This is a genomic window from Mycobacterium shinjukuense, from assembly GCF_010730055.1.
In the GTDB taxonomy this organism is placed as follows: Bacteria; Actinomycetota; Actinomycetes; order Mycobacteriales; family Mycobacteriaceae; genus Mycobacterium; species Mycobacterium shinjukuense.
In genome coordinates, this window is record NZ_AP022575.1 from 1,108,539 (window position 1) to 1,122,855 (window position 14,317).

Genomic DNA, 14,317 nt, shown 5'->3' on the forward strand with positions numbered 1-14,317 from the left:
CGACAACAGTTCCCGCGCCAGCTCGATCACGGCGACACCCCCTGAGCTTGACGATCGGTCGGCCGCTCGACGGTGGACGTATCGCCCTGCGGCAGGCCGAGTTCTCGGGCCTTGAGCAGCCGCCGCAGGATCTTGCCGCTGCTGGTGTGCGGCAACGAATCGGCGAACTCGATCTCCTTGGGTGCCACGGCAGCTCCCAGCCGCCTGCGCGCGTGACCCAGCAGTTCCAGCCGCAGATCCTCGTCGCCGACATAGCCGTCTTTCAGTGTGACAAAGGCTTTGATGACCGCGCCGACGGTCGGATCGGGCTTGCCGATGACCGCCGCCTCGGCCACCGCCGGATGATCGGTGAGCGCGCTTTCCACCTCGAACGGGCCGATCAGGTGTCCGGCGGATTTGATCACGTCGTCCTTGCGCCCGACGAACCAGAAGTAGCCGTCGGCGTCCTTCTTGGCCAGATCCCCGGTGAGGTAGAGCCCGTCGCTGAAGCACTGCCGATAGCGGTCCTCGGCGTGCAGATAACCGCGGAACATCGACGGCCACCCGGGTTTGAGGGCGAGTTCGCCTTCGACGTCTGGTTCGTCGACGATCGAGGTGGTGCCGTCGTCGTTGTGGCGCACGATGGATGCGTCCACGCCGGGCAGCGGTCGGCCCATCGAGCCGGGCTTGACGTCGAAGGCCGGTGTGTTGGCGATCATGATGCCACCGGTCTCCGTCTGCCACCAGTTGTCGTGAATCGGCAAGCCCAGCACCCGCTTTCCCCACCACACCGCTTCGGGGTTAAGTGGTTCGCCCACACTGGCGATGAAACGCAGCCGCGGGAAACGAAACCGCGCCGGCAGCTCGGGGCCCGCCTTGATCAACATCCTGATGCCGGTAGGCGCCGTGTACCACACCGACACAGCCTGGTCCTGCAGGATCCGGTACCACCGCTCGGCGTCGAACTCGGCCTGGTCGACAATCGACGTGACCCCGTGCAGCAGTGGGCTGATAATGCCATAAGAGGTCCCGGTGACCCAGCCGGGATCCGCGGTGCACCAATAGATGTCGTCGGGATGAAGGTCGAGCGCATACAACCCGGTGACATAGTGCATGGTCACCGCGCCGTGCACGTGCAGGGCGCCTTTCGGGGTGCCGGTGGTGCCGCTGGTGAAGTGCAGCAGCGCCGGGTCCTCGGCGGTCGTGGACGCCACCGGCGCGGTCTCGTCGGCGGAGGCCATGCAGCGCCAGAAGTCGAGCGTCGCAGGCGGCGGGTCGCCGTGTGTGCCGTCGTCGGCGACCAGCACGTGCCGCACGGACGTCAACCGGCGGTGGATCTTGGCGATCTTGCGCCGGTAGATCGCGCCGGTGGTGACCAGCACGTCGGCTTGTCCGATGGCTACCCTGGTGGCGATGGGCTCCGGCCCGAACGCCGAGAACAACGGTGAGACGACGTTGCCGTTGCGGAGCGCGCCCAGCACGGTGATGTACAGCTCGGGCACGCGACCCATGACCGTGAACACGCGGTCGCCCTTGCCGATGCCGAGCGCGCGCAGCACCCCGGTGAAGCGCGTCACCAGCCGGCTCAGCTCCGCATAGCTGAGATCGCGGGTGGACATCGCGCCGTCCCAACCCGTGTCGCTGACAAACCGAAACGCCGTGCGGTTCGCGACCGGGCCGATCTGCCGGACGTGCCTGTCCAGGGCGGCATAGGCGATGTTGCATCCGCCGCCGGCCATGCCGTCGCACAGCGCCGGCACATCCGACCAGCGGAACCGTGCTCGCGTGCGCGCGTAGTCGGTGAGGTTGGGCTGCACACGGTGGTCGTGGGGTGTCTTGCGGATGACATCCATGAACGGGTCCTAACGGTGCGGGTGTCTTCATCGTTTTCCGGGCACGGTTGACGGCAACAGAGACGAAAGTCATCAATCGACGCGGGGTCCAACGACCTCAGGATGGGGACCAAGGACCCTGGTGCGGCCAGGTTCGCTGCCGCAGCGTCGAAGTCAGACAGAAGGCAGGTGAACGCAATGACCCCCACGATGGTCGACACCGAGGTGATCGCCCAACGGATCGAGTTGGCGTGCCGGGCGCCTTCGCTGCACAACAGCCAGCCGTGGCGATGGCTGGCCAGCAGTACGAATGTCGATCTGTTCGTCGATCCGCGCCGCGTCGTGGCCTCGGCGGACAGCTCGGGTCGGGAAGCGATCATCAGCTGCGGCGCCGTGCTGGATCACTTCCGGGTCGCGATGGCCGCCATCGGTCGGGACACCCACGTCGACCGGTTTCCCAACCCGAACAATCTCGACCACCTGGCTTCGATCGACTTCGCCCCGATGGACTACGTCGCCCAGGCCCGGCGCGACCGCGCCGACGCGATAACGCACCGCCGAACCGATCGGCGTCCGTTCCGGGCACCCAAGGACTGGGCGTCGCTGGAACCCCTGCTGCGCGGCTCGTTCGACACGGATCTGGTCGCGTTCGAGGTGTTGCGCGACGAGGTGCGACCGCAGTTGGCCCAAGCGGCTCGGCTGACCGAGTCCTTGCGTCGCTACGACGACAGCTACCATCACGAACTGAGTTGGTGGACAGCGCCTTTGCGGGAGTCGGAAGGCATACCCGAAAGCGCGCTGGTATCGCGGTCGGTGGCCCACGAGGTCGACGTGAACCGTCTGTTCCCCACCTCCTGGCAGGCCGAGCGGAGCTCCGCGAGCAGGCCGGATCACGCGAAGATCGTGCTGCTGTCCACGGCCGGGAACACCCGCGCAGACGCGCTCATGTGCGGCCAGGCGCTCTCGGCCGTGCTGCTGGAATGCACCCTGGCAGGACTGGCAACGTGCCCGGTCACCCACATCACGGAGCTGGCGGCCGGTCGGGACATCATTCGCGGCCTCACCGACGGCCGGGCAGCGGTGCCCCAGGTGTTGATCCGGGTCGGCATCGCGCCGTCGGGCCCGGTCCCGGAACCGACGCCACGGCGGCCGCTCGGCGATGTGCTGCAGATACGTCGCTGATCCGCCCCACATCGAGAGGAGGTGAAATGGCTTCTACGCTGGGCGATCCGCCGTTATTGACCGACTCCGACGCTGACATGCTCGCGTCGCAATTCCTGGACTCTGGCTACGCCGACACGACGGTGTATTGCGATTGGTCGCTGGATCGGCGCATCGAGGGCTTTTTGCGCCGTCGAGGACTTGTCCGTCTTGCTGAAGACGGCGATGCCTACGGCCTCATCCTCGACCGTGTCATGGCCCATATCGGCCAAGCGACCGGGGTGAGCGCCGCGGCACCGCCGACGAACGGCCCGTCAGCCGGGGACTTCCGCCCCTATCGCCGACCGGGTCCGACTGGTCGGATGAACATTGTCACTACGACGATTTCGAGATCGAGGAGACAACCATGACAACCCTTCCGGTTCAGCGTCAGATGAGGTCGCTCTTCCCAGAGTTTTCCGAGCTGTTCGCGGCTTTCCCGTCGTTTGCCGGCATCCGGCCGGCCTTCGATACCCGCATCATGCGGCTGGAGGACGAGATGAAGGAGGGCCGCTACCTGGTACGGGCGGAAATCCCGGGTGTCGACCCGACCAAAGACATCGACATCACCGTGCGCGACGGGCAGCTGACCATCAAAGCCGAACGCAGCGAGAAGAAGGAATTCGACGGGCGATCGGAATTCACCTACGGCACATTCGTCCGCACCGTGTCGCTGCCGGCCGGCGCCGACGAAGACACCATCGAAGCCACCTACGACCAGGGCATCCTCACCGTCGCGGTCGCCGTTGCGGAGCCCAAGCCGGCCGAGCGGCACGTGCAGGTGCACTCCGTGAACTGACGATTTGCGGGGAAGAGCGGCGGCCATGACCAAGGCAGCCGAGGTCCGGCGCTCGCGGCGGGTATTTCGTGACCGCCGCGAGGCCGGCCAGGTGTTGGCGACCCTGCTGAGTGCCTACCGCGATCGACCCGACGTGATCGTCCTGGGCTTGGCCCGCGGCGGCATCCCGGTGGCATGGGAGGTCGCCGCCGCGTTGCACGCTCCGCTGGATGCCTTCATCGTCCGCAAGCTCGGCGCCCCCGGACATGAAGAGTTCGCCGTCGGAGCGTTGGCCAGCGGCGGTCGTGTCGTCGTCAACGACGACGTGGTGCGAGGATTGCGGATCACGCCGCAGCAATTGCGCGACATCGCCGAGCGGGAAGGCCCGGAGCTGGTCCGGCGCGAGGCGGCCTACCGCGGCGGGCGCCCGCCCGCCGCGGTAGCCGGCAAGACGGTGATCCTCGTCGACGACGGTTTGGCCACCGGCGCAAGCATGTTCGCGGCGGTGCAGGCATTGCGCGACGCCGAGCCGGCGCACCTGGTGATTGCGGTGCCGGCGGCCCCGGAATCCACCTGCCGGGAGTTCGCCGGGCTGGTCGACGACGTCGTCTGCGCGTCCATGCCCACCCCGTTTTTCGCGGTCGGGGAGTCGTTCTGGGACTTTCGCCAGGTCACCGACGAGGAGGTTCGTGCCCTGCTGGCCACCCCGACGACCGGGGCCTCGGCCGGCAGACCCGCCGCGCCGACGGCGGCCGAGGTGATCGGCGGCGTGGCCATCGACGCCCCGGGCGGCGTTCCGCCGCGCGACGCGCTGGAAAGGCTGGTCGGTGACGCGCGGATCGTCCTGATCGGCGAGAGCTCGCATGGCACGCACGAGTTCTACGAGGCTCGGGCCGCGATCACGAAATGGCTGATCCAGCAGAAGGGCTTCTGCGCGGTTGCCGCGGAGGCCGACTGGCCCGACGCCTACCGGGTGAACCGCTACGTTCGCGGCCAGGGCACCGACACCAGTGCCGAGGAGGCGCTGCGCGGGTTCGAGCGGTTCCCGGCCTGGATGTGGCGTAACACCGTCGTCCGGGATTTTGTCGACTGGCTGTGTGCCCACAACCACCGCCACCGGTCCAACGGTGCGCGGCAGGCCGGGTTCTACGGGCTGGATCTGTACAGCCTTCACCGGTCGATGCACGAGGTGATCGGCTATCTCGACAAGGTCGACCCGGCGGCGGCGGCCCGGGCGCGGGCCCGCTACGCCTGCTTCGACCACACGTCGGCCGATGACGGTCAGGCCTATGGATTTTCGGCGGCGTTCGGCGCCGGTCCGAAGTGTGAACGTGAGGCCATCGAGCAATTGGTCGAGCTGCAGCGCAACGCGCTGGCCTATCTGCGCAGGGACGGACTGCTCGCCGAAGACGAGCTGTTCTACGCCCAGCAGAATGCGCAAACGGTGCGCAACGCCGAGGTGTACTACCGGGCGATGTTCAGCGGGCGGGTCACCTCGTGGAACCTGCGCGATCAGCACATGGCGCAGACCCTGCAGGCGCTGCTGACCCACCTGGACCGCCACAGTGACGTGCCGTCGGCGCGAATCGTGGTGTGGGCGCACAATTCTCACGTCGGGGACGCGACGGCCACGGAGGTGTGGGCCGACGGACAGCTCACCCTCGGGCAGCTGGTTCGTCAACGATACGGCGACCAGTGCCGGCTGATCGGGTTGAGCACCTACTCCGGCACGGTCACCGCCGCCAGCGAGTGGGGCGGCGTCGCCGAACGAAAGACCGTTCGACCGGCGCTGGACGGCAGCGTCGAGGAGCTGTTCCACGAAACCGGCCGGGAGGCTTTTCTGGTGTCGTCGTTGCTCAGCGAGCGGGCCGCGGAGCCGCTGTCGGTGGTTCGGTTGGGGCGGGCCATCGGGGTGATCTACCTGCCGGCGACGGAACGGCAAAGCCACTACTTCCACGTCCGCCCCGCCGATCAGTTCGACGCGATGATTCACATCGACAAGACCCGGGCGCTCGAACCCCTCGAGGCCACCAGCCGGTGGATCGTCGGCGAGACCCCGGAAACCTACCCCAGCGGCCTGTAGCCCGCACGCCGAGTCCCAACCACGAGCGGAGTCAACGGACATGACGACGACGGCCGACCCGGCCACCAGGCGACCGCGGATCGTCACGTTGACCATGAATCCCGCGCTCGACGTCACCACCAGCGTCGACACCGTGCGCCCGACCGAGAAGTTGCGCTGCTCGACGACGCGTTACGACCCGGGTGGTGGCGGCATCAACGTGGCTCGGGTCGCGCAGGTCCTGGGCGCGTCGGTGTTCGCGGTGTTTCCGTCGGGCGGGTCGCACGGCGGCCTGATCACCAGGCTGCTCGGCGATGCGGGGGTGCCGTTTGCCGAAATCCCGATCGTTGGGGCAACCCGGGAGAGTTTCACCGTCAACGAGACCAGCACGGGTCAGCAGTACCGATTCGTCCTTCCGGGTCCTGCGCTGACGGTGCCGGAGCAACACCGATGCCTTCGGGAACTGCGGATGGCGGCCCGGTCGGCCGAATTCGTGGTGGCCAGCGGGAGCCTGCCGCCGGGCGTGCCGGCCGACTTCTATCAGCGGGTCGCCGAGGTGTGCCGGGAGGTGGGCGTGCGCCTGATCCTGGACACCTCCGGTGGCGGCCTGCGGCACATCGCCTCGGGGGTGTTTCTCCTCAAGGCCAGCGTGCGCGAACTGCGCGAGTGCGTGGGACGCGAACTTCGCGCCGAGGCCGACCGATTCCGCGCCGCACACGAACTCATCGAAAGCGGTCGCGCGCAGGTCGTGGTGGTCTCGTTGGGATCTCAGGGCGCGCTGCTGGCGACACGTCATACCAGCCAGCGTTTTCCGGCCGTTCCGATGCGCGGGGGCAGCGGGGTGGGGGCCGGGGACGCGATGGTGGCCGCGATCACGGTCGGGTTGTGCCGCGGATGGCCGTTGGTCAAGTCGGTTCGGTTGGGAATTGCGGCGGGTGCGGCCATGCTGCTGACACCTGGCACCGCGGTGTGCGAACGCGCGGATGTGGAAAGGTTGTTCGAGCTGGCCGCCGAGCCCCAGGACGAACGGCAACCCAACTAAGGCCTAACGACCCCTCCGTCACGAGCCACGCCGCACTAGCCTGAACAACGAATGCCTAGGGAGCCAACATGAACCAGCTGGACGCGAAGTCGGTGGTCGTGGGCGTCAACGGGTCGCAAGCCGCGGTAAACGCCGCCAAGTGGGCGATCGATGAGGCGTATGGCCGGCATCTGCCCCTTCGTCTGGTCTACGTCATCCCGGGCACGCGGCCGGAGACCGGGTGGTCGGGCGCATCCGAGTGGGACCTCGAACGTGGTGAAACGGTGCTGGCCGAGGCGGAGTGCGCGGTGCAGAGCGCCGCCCGCGGCGCGGGCAAACCCGTCGAGGTCGAAACGGCGATACTCTCCGGGGATCCCGCGCCGGTGTTGACCACCGAGTCGCAGCACGCCGCCCTGGTGTGCGTGGGCACCTCCAGGCGGGGATGGGCGACCGACGGGTCGTTGGGCCCCACCGCCGCCGCGCTGGTGACCCAGGCACACTGCCCGGTGGCGATCATCCGCACCAATCCCGACGGATCGCCGACCCAGCTCGGGGTGATCGCCGTCGTGCTCAACGACGAACCCGACAATGACGAAGTCGTGCGGCTGGCGATGGAGGAAGCCCGCCGCCGGCACGCCACCGTGCGGCAGATCGATCGCCGGCTGGACAGCTGGGTGCGGCGGTACCCCGACGTCCCGGTCCAGGTCGTGGCCTCCGGCACCGGCGCCCGAGCCGCGGAGAGTCACAGCGGAGCAATCGATCTGGCCGTGGTGGGCGAGGCCGACGCCGATCAGCTGCCGGGGCTCGTCACCCCGAATTGCCATCCGATTCTGGGCTACCCCGACTGCTCGGTGCTGCTGGTCCGTCACTGACGCTGAAGGTTCGGCGACGGGCCATGGCCAGGTGGCACCAACCTGATTAAGCTGGCCACTGGCATTGTGGCGTTGCTCGCAGCGTCAACTCGTGCCGAAGGGTGTCGTGGAGGTTCCCGGCGGTGGCCAACAACGTACCCGGGTCGGCCTTTGCCGGTCTGGGCCAGCCCGGTTTGGTGCGCAAGATGCACGCGGAGCTCGACGAGTTGCTGGCGGCGCGTAACCAGATGGAGCAACTGCTGCGGGTGATCGTCGAGATCGGATCGGATCTTGACCTGGACGCAACCCTGCGTCGGATAGTCCACGCGGCCAGGGAATTGACCGCGGCCCCCTACGGAGCGCTGGCCGTGCGTGACCCCGAGGGCACGTTGGTCTCGTTCGTCCACTCGGGGGTGGACGACGACACCGTCGCGCGAATCGGGCGGCTGCCGGTGGGCAAGGGAATCCTGGGTGTCTCGCTGGTCGAAACCCCGGCGCTGCGGCTCGACGATCTGACCACGCACCCGGCCGCCTGCGGGTTCCCCGAGCACCACCCTCCGATGCGTGCCTTTCTCGGGGTGCCGATCACGATCCGCGGCGCGGTGTTCGGCAGCCTGTATCTGGCCCACGTCGATCCGGGAGTGGTGTTTTCGGCATCCGACGAGTTCGCCGCGCGCGCGCTGGCGTTTGCGGCCGCGGTGGCCGTCGACAATGCGCAAGTGTTCGAGCGCGAGCGCACGGCGGTGAAGTGGATGAAGGCCAGCCGCGAGATCACCACCGCGCTGCTGTCCAGCGACCAGCCGCGGCCGCTGCAATTGATCGCTGAACGCGCATGCGCCCTGACCGATGCCGAGCAGGCGGTTGTGCTTCTTCCGGTCGACGCCGACCTGCCCGCCGACGACGTCGACACGCTGGTCGTGTCCGCCGCGGTGGGCCCGCAGGCCGAGGAGGTGATCGGTCAGCGGATTGGGGTGAACGGCTCGCCCTCCGGCGCCGTTTTCCGGTCCGGGGAGCCGCTGATCACCGAGGCGTTGAGCTACCCCAGCCAGGAATTCACCGATGTCGCCCAGCGCCCCGCGATTATCATGCCGCTGCGCGCACGTGCGGAAGTGGTCGGGGTGATCGCCATTGCCCGGGGCGCCAATCAGCCACCCTTCGACGGCGGCTTTCTCGACCTGGTGAGCGATTTCGCCACCCACGCCGCGATAGCGCTCGTGCTCGCATCGGGCCAGGAGCAGGCGCGGCAGCTGACCATCCTGGCCGAGCGGGAGCGCATCGCGCGTGACTTGCATGACCATGTCATCCAACGGCTGTTCGCCGCGGGAATGGATCTGCAGGGCACGCTGGCCCGGGCACGTTCCCCGGAGGTCACCGACCGGCTCACCCGCACGATCGACGATCTGCAGGCCATCATCGAGGAGATCCGTGCCGCCGTCTTCCGATTGAGCTCCCCGCTGGGACACGACGGCGGCTTTCGGGACCGGATCGCGCGCGTGGTTGCCGAGCTGACCGAGAACCAGGACATCGTCACTACGGTGCGCCTACATGGGCCGATGACGGCCGTCGGCAGCGAACTGGCCGAGCAGGCCGAAGCGGTCCTGGTCGAGGCCATCAGCAACGTTTTGCGTCACTCCGGCGCCTCCCGGCTGACCGTCGAGGTCGATGTTGCTGACCTGCTCACCCTCGACATCATCGACAACGGCCGCGGCGTGCCCGTCGACAATTCCCGCCGCAGCGGCCTGGCGAACATGGCGTATCGGGCTGAACAACTTGGTGGCAGCTGCGAGATCACCGGCCCCGCCGAGGGCGGCACCCGGGTGCACTGGACCGCTCCGCTTACCGACCCCTGACCCGAGGTCGCGCGCGGGCACCGATCAGCCGACCTCGATGGTGTGCCCCGGAAGCAGACGGTGGACGCGACCCCGGCATTCAACGTCGATGGGCCCGGTGGATCCGGATTCCGCCGTCAAGGTCGCGGTTCGACCGCTGATCCGCAGGTGCAGGCGATGGCCGCGATACACGAACGGGAACTCGATCGGGCCGAGCGATTCCGGACCGAGAGTTGCCGGCCACTGGGGACCCAGCACCAGGCGGTCGTCGCGGGTTTCCAGCCCAGTGAAACACCGTTGCAGCAGATCGACACTGCCGGCCATGGCCGCTAGGTGGATTCCCTCGGCCGTGGTGCCGCCCTGGATATCGGCGACGTCGGAATCGAGCACCTGCTGGAAGTACTCCATGGCGTTGTTGCGGTTGGCCCGAGCCAGCACCCACGAATGCACCACACCGCTCAACGTCGACCCGTGCGAGGTGCGGGCCAGGTAGTAGTCGATGGTCTTCGGGATCTGCTCGGGGGCGAAATGGTAGCCCAGTCTGCCGAACAAGCCCAGCAACTCTTCCGACGACAGCAGGTAGAACAGCATCAGCGCGTCGGCCTGCTTGGAGGCCTTGTAGTTGTTCACGCTGTCGTTCTCGGCCTCCAGGATGCGATCGAGTCGCTGGATGTTTCCGTATCGCTGCCGGTAGTGGCACCAATCCAGTTCTGCCAGTTCCGAATAGCCTTCGAATTGACTGATCACGTTGTCGTGGAACGGAACAAACATGCGCCGGCTCACGTGATCCCATCGGTCACGCTCCTGCGTTGTCAGACCGAGCTTCCCGACAAGTTCGAGCCGATCCCGCAGCGGCAGCAGAGCCAGCGCATCCATCGCGCGCAAGATCGCCCACACCGCCATCACATTGGTGTACGCGTTGTTGTCGATCCCGTCGTATTCCTTGCCCGGATAGCCGGAATGGAACTCGTCCGGGCCGAGGATTCCCCGGATGGTGTAGCGGCCGCGACCGTCGTCAAAGTTGGCCAGGCCCACCCAGAAACGTGCGATCTCGACCAACATCTCGGCCCCGTAATCGACCAGAAACTGCCGGTCACCGGTCACCTGGTAGTGCTGCCAGGTGTTGTAGGCAACGGCAAGGCCGACGTGATGAGCGCGCGCACTGGGATCCGGATTCCACCGGCCCGACCGCGGGTTGAGGTGCAGTTGCTGGCTCACCTCACGCCCGTCGCTGCCCGACTGCCAGGGGTACATCGCGCCGAGGTAGCCCGCTCGGCGGGCCGCGCGGCGGGCCTCGGGAAGCCGCCGATATCGATAGCGCAGCAGTGACCGCGACACGTTCGGCAGGCGCAGGTTCAACACCGGGCAGACGAACAGCTCGTCCCAGAAGACGTGGCCGCGGTAGGCCTCGCCGTGCAGTCCCCGCGCCGGGACGCCGGCGTCGAGGTCGGCGGTGTGCGGCGAAACGGTCTGCAGCAGGTGCACCAGATGCAGGCGGAGGACCCCCAGTGCTCCCGTGCCGTCGGCAAGGCCGATGTTGCATTGCTCCCACAGCCGGGCCCAGGCCCGGGCATGCTGACGATGCAGATCGGCGTATCGACCGGCGCCGTGCAGGCACTGTTGCGCGGTGCTGGCCGGTTCGGAGATGGCGGTGTCCCGGCCGGTGAAGATGGTCGCGACTTTTTCGCAGGTGACCGACCGCCCCGCGGCCAGTGCGACCCGGATATCGTGACCGCCGCGGCCGGGCTCGCGGACGATCGCGTAGTGTGCGTCCGCTGGGGCATCGTCGCGCCACACGGTGCTGCGGGCGGCGACCGCGATCGCGATGCGTGACTGCGAGGTTTCGGTTCGCAAGAGCACCGAGCCGGGCGATATTTCGTCGATCACCGATGCCGTGAGGTGAGTGCTGGACAGCGAACGATAGCGGTCAACCATGGTATTGCGCACGGCCGCGTCCAGCAGGGATCTGAACTCGACGGTGCCCGACCAATTCTCGGCGCGGATCGTGGTTTTCATGGCGAGCACATGGGGTTCGTGCATCGCCGCGAACCGCTGCTGGTCCACCGCCGTGATCCGGCCGGCGCGGTCCCGGAACCGCAGGCTGCGGGTCAGTGTCGCCTGGCGCAGGTCGAATGTCTGTCGGTAGCACAGCAACTCGGCGTCGTCAACGTCAAACCAGGGACCACCGTCGATGCGAAACGTCAGTGACAGCCAGTTGGGCAGGTTGACCAGGCTCTCGTTCTCGACGGTCCGGCCGGCGACCCGGTCGGCCAGCGTGTTGTACACCCCGGTGACATAGGTGCCCGGGTAATGCGCCTGGCATGCCGAGGACTCCGGCGCGCAACCGCGGGTCGCGACGTAGCCGTTGCCGACGGTGCACAACGCTTCGCGCAGCCGCTCGTCGCCCGGGTCGTAGCCCTGGTAGACCAGCTGCCACGGATCGCTCGGACTGGCTGCCGCATTCCCTAGATCCGCCGCCAGTCGTTGGATGAAATCGCGGACCGCGGAAGGGTTTTCCAGGCTGAACGAGGCCGCCGAGGGTCGATCACGGTTCTCGTCGTGGCGCACGACAATTCCCACGCCGTCGAAGCGGACGGCGTCGAACGCGTCCTCGTCGGTGATGTCGTCGCCGATATAGATCGGCAACACGGTCTCCGCGGCGCCCGCGCTGCGGCTCATATGGTCGATCATCCAGTGCAGCGTGCGGCCCTTGTCCCAGGCGATGTTCGGCCGCAGCTCGATGACCTGGCGGCCGGTGGTTGCTCGCAGGCCTGCGGATCGTCCGAGTCGACGCGTCGCCGCGATCACCGCGTCCACGTGGTCCGGATCGACACCGCGGTAGTGCACGGCGACGGCAAAGCGTTTGTGCTCCACCACCGTTCCCGGGAAATCGGTGAGTTCGGCTGCCAATCGGTTGGCCGCCAGCGCCAACGCGTCGATCGCCGCGGCGGCGGCGGCGTTCTGGTGGTGGCTGCCGTCCGGGGCCACCAGTTCGAAACCGTGGCTGCCCGCAAACCACAGCCCGTCGACGTCGACTCGGGCGCGCACGTCGGCCAGGTCACGGCCGCTGATCACGGCTACCGGGCACTGCGCGGCCAACGCCCGCACCGCATCGGCGGCGCCGTCGACCAGCACCGCCGACCCGGGGTGCTCGACGATGTCGGAGAGCGTGCCGTCAAAGTCGAGGAACACCGCGGGGCGGCGAGCGGTCACCAGCTCTTTCAATTGGCTGTACACGCCCAGCGCGTCGGGGATGGTCGACAGGGCCGCGTCCCCGCTTCGCACCGAGATCTCGGCGAGGTCGGCGATCACGGCGTCGGCCCCCTGGGGCAGCAGTTCGTCGGGGTGCCCGTCAAGAGCGATAACCAGGCCGAATCCGCCGTCACTGGCGGCCCGGACGGCGGCTTGGTCGTGCGCGATCAGCACGCAGCGACCGGGCCGGACCCCCAGGCGGGTTGCGGTGTCGATCAGGACCGCCGGTTCGGTGCCGACTTCGCCGACGGCCAGGCCGATGAACTCGTCGACGCCCGCGGCGCGCAGCACCGCCGCGGTGTTGCCGGTGGGCGAGCAGACCGCGGTGGCGACGCCGGCATCTCGCAGCCGGCGCAGCACCGGGACGGTCGAGTCGAAGACCCGAACACCGCCCGAGGCGGTGTCGGTGACCAGCACGTCCAGTCCGAAGATCACCGCGTCGTGGTGGCGTCTGTCGATGGCGGCGGGCCAGTCGGTCACCCCTGTGACGATGCCACAGCGCGGGCCCCGATCGACACCGAGTGAACCAACGAAGGCCTGATGACCACGGGGTTGGGGACTAAAGTCTCACGACCGGCGCCGATTTGGAAAATAGCGTTTGCTATGGCGGGCGCAGACCGAGGGAGAACGGAAATGTCCACACCCCTGAAACGTCATGGCATCGTCGTCGGCGTCGACGGGTCGGCCGCGTCCAACGCCGCCGTCTGTTGGGCGGCGCGGGAGGCGGCGCTGCGGCATGTCCCGCTGACCGTGGTCCATGCGGTGAACGCGGCCGTGCCGATGCGCCCGGACATGGCGTCGGCGGACATGGCGGCATGGCAGGAGCAGGACGGCCGACAGGCGCTGCAGCACGCGGTCAAGCTCGCCGAAGACGTGGTGGCGACCGACCGGCCGATCGCCATCGGCAGCGAGCTGAGGTATTCACCACCGGTGCCGACACTGGCCGAGCTTTCCCGGCAGGCAGAGCTGGTGGTGGTGGGCTGCACCGGGCGCGGCGCCGTCGGCCGGGTTCTGCTGGGTTCGGTCAGTTCCGGGGTGGTGCGCACTGCGAGTTGTCCGGTCGCGGTGATTCGCGACGAGCAACCGTCGATGGCCCATCCCGAGCTGGCTCCCGTGCTGGTGGGCATCGATTGCTCGCCGGCGTCGCAGCGCGCGGCCGCCATCGCGTTCGACGAAGCGTCGCGCCGCCGCGTCGGGCTCACCGCACTGCACGCCTGGAGCGACGTCGCGGTGTTCGAACGCCCTTGGCTGGATTGGAAATCGGAAGCACAACGGAGCCTGTCGGAGTATCTGGCGGGCTGGCAAGAGCGTTACCCGGATGTCGAGGTGCGCCGCCTCGTCGTCTTCGATCACCCGGGTCGCGAGCTGATCGAGGAGTCGGAATCCGCTCAGCTTGTCGTGGTGGGCAGCCACGGCCGAGGCGGGCTGAGCGGTATGCTGCTGGGCTCGGTCAGCAATGCCGTCGTTCACTCGGTCCGCACGCCGGTCATCGTTGCGCGGCCGTCCTAGAGCA

General features: G+C 67.9%; 10 protein-coding genes. 8 read left to right on the plus strand and 2 right to left on the minus strand.

Annotated features, from left to right (window positions below; all coding sequences use genetic code 11):
* Nucleotides 1-26: 26 nt before the first annotated feature.
* Entirely contained in the window at nucleotides 27-1,832 is a 1,806-nt protein-coding gene (gene acsA / locus G6N20_RS04830; protein WP_083046497.1) for an acetate--CoA ligase, read from the minus strand.
* Nucleotides 1,833-2,009: 177 nt separating this feature from the next.
* On the opposite strand from acsA, the gene G6N20_RS04835 reads away from it, so the two are divergent.
* From G6N20_RS04835 to G6N20_RS04865, 7 genes are all read left to right on the plus strand, one after another.
* Nucleotides 2,010-2,993 carry an Acg family FMN-binding oxidoreductase gene (locus G6N20_RS04835; RefSeq protein ID WP_083046498.1) on the plus strand — a complete coding sequence of 328 codons (984 nt, stop codon included), beginning with the start codon at nucleotides 2,010-2,012 and terminating at the stop codon, nucleotides 2,991-2,993.
* A gap of 26 nt (nucleotides 2,994-3,019) precedes the next feature.
* Nucleotides 3,020-3,382 (plus strand): hypothetical protein, encoded by a 363-nt coding sequence (locus G6N20_RS22110; protein ID WP_372516263.1) that lies wholly within the window; start codon nucleotides 3,020-3,022, stop codon nucleotides 3,380-3,382.
* A complete protein-coding gene (locus G6N20_RS04845; RefSeq protein ID WP_083046499.1) occupies nucleotides 3,379-3,810 on the plus strand; it encodes an Hsp20/alpha crystallin family protein in 432 nt (143 codons plus the stop codon). The genes G6N20_RS22110 and G6N20_RS04845 overlap by 4 nt, the downstream gene beginning before the upstream one ends.
* A gap of 25 nt (nucleotides 3,811-3,835) precedes the next feature.
* On the plus strand, nucleotides 3,836-5,872 hold the full coding sequence (locus G6N20_RS04850) for an erythromycin esterase family protein (RefSeq protein WP_083046500.1): 2,037 nt from the start codon (nucleotides 3,836-3,838) through the stop codon (nucleotides 5,870-5,872).
* Between the two features lie 40 nt (nucleotides 5,873-5,912).
* Complete coding sequence (locus G6N20_RS04855) at nucleotides 5,913-6,893, plus strand: 1-phosphofructokinase family hexose kinase (protein WP_083046501.1); 981 nt, start codon at nucleotides 5,913-5,915, stop codon at nucleotides 6,891-6,893.
* Nucleotides 6,894-6,961: 68 nt separating this feature from the next.
* A complete protein-coding gene (locus G6N20_RS04860) occupies nucleotides 6,962-7,744 on the plus strand; it encodes a universal stress protein (protein ID WP_083046502.1) in 783 nt (260 codons plus the stop codon).
* 185 nt (nucleotides 7,745-7,929) lie between these two features.
* A complete protein-coding gene (locus tag G6N20_RS04865) occupies nucleotides 7,930-9,573 on the plus strand; it encodes a sensor histidine kinase (RefSeq protein ID WP_083046579.1) in 1,644 nt (547 codons plus the stop codon).
* A gap of 24 nt (nucleotides 9,574-9,597) precedes the next feature.
* On the opposite strand, the gene otsB is transcribed toward G6N20_RS04865, so the two are convergent.
* Nucleotides 9,598-13,284, minus strand: coding sequence for a trehalose-phosphatase (gene otsB, locus G6N20_RS04870; protein ID WP_232065435.1), 3,687 nt, complete (start codon nucleotides 13,282-13,284; stop codon nucleotides 9,598-9,600).
* 153 nt (nucleotides 13,285-13,437) lie between these two features.
* Here otsB and G6N20_RS04875 point away from each other — a divergent pair, with 153 nt between their 5' ends.
* Nucleotides 13,438-14,313, plus strand: a complete 876-nt coding sequence (locus G6N20_RS04875; protein ID WP_083046503.1) for a universal stress protein — start codon at nucleotides 13,438-13,440, stop codon at nucleotides 14,311-14,313.
* Nucleotides 14,314-14,317 lie beyond the last annotated feature (4 nt).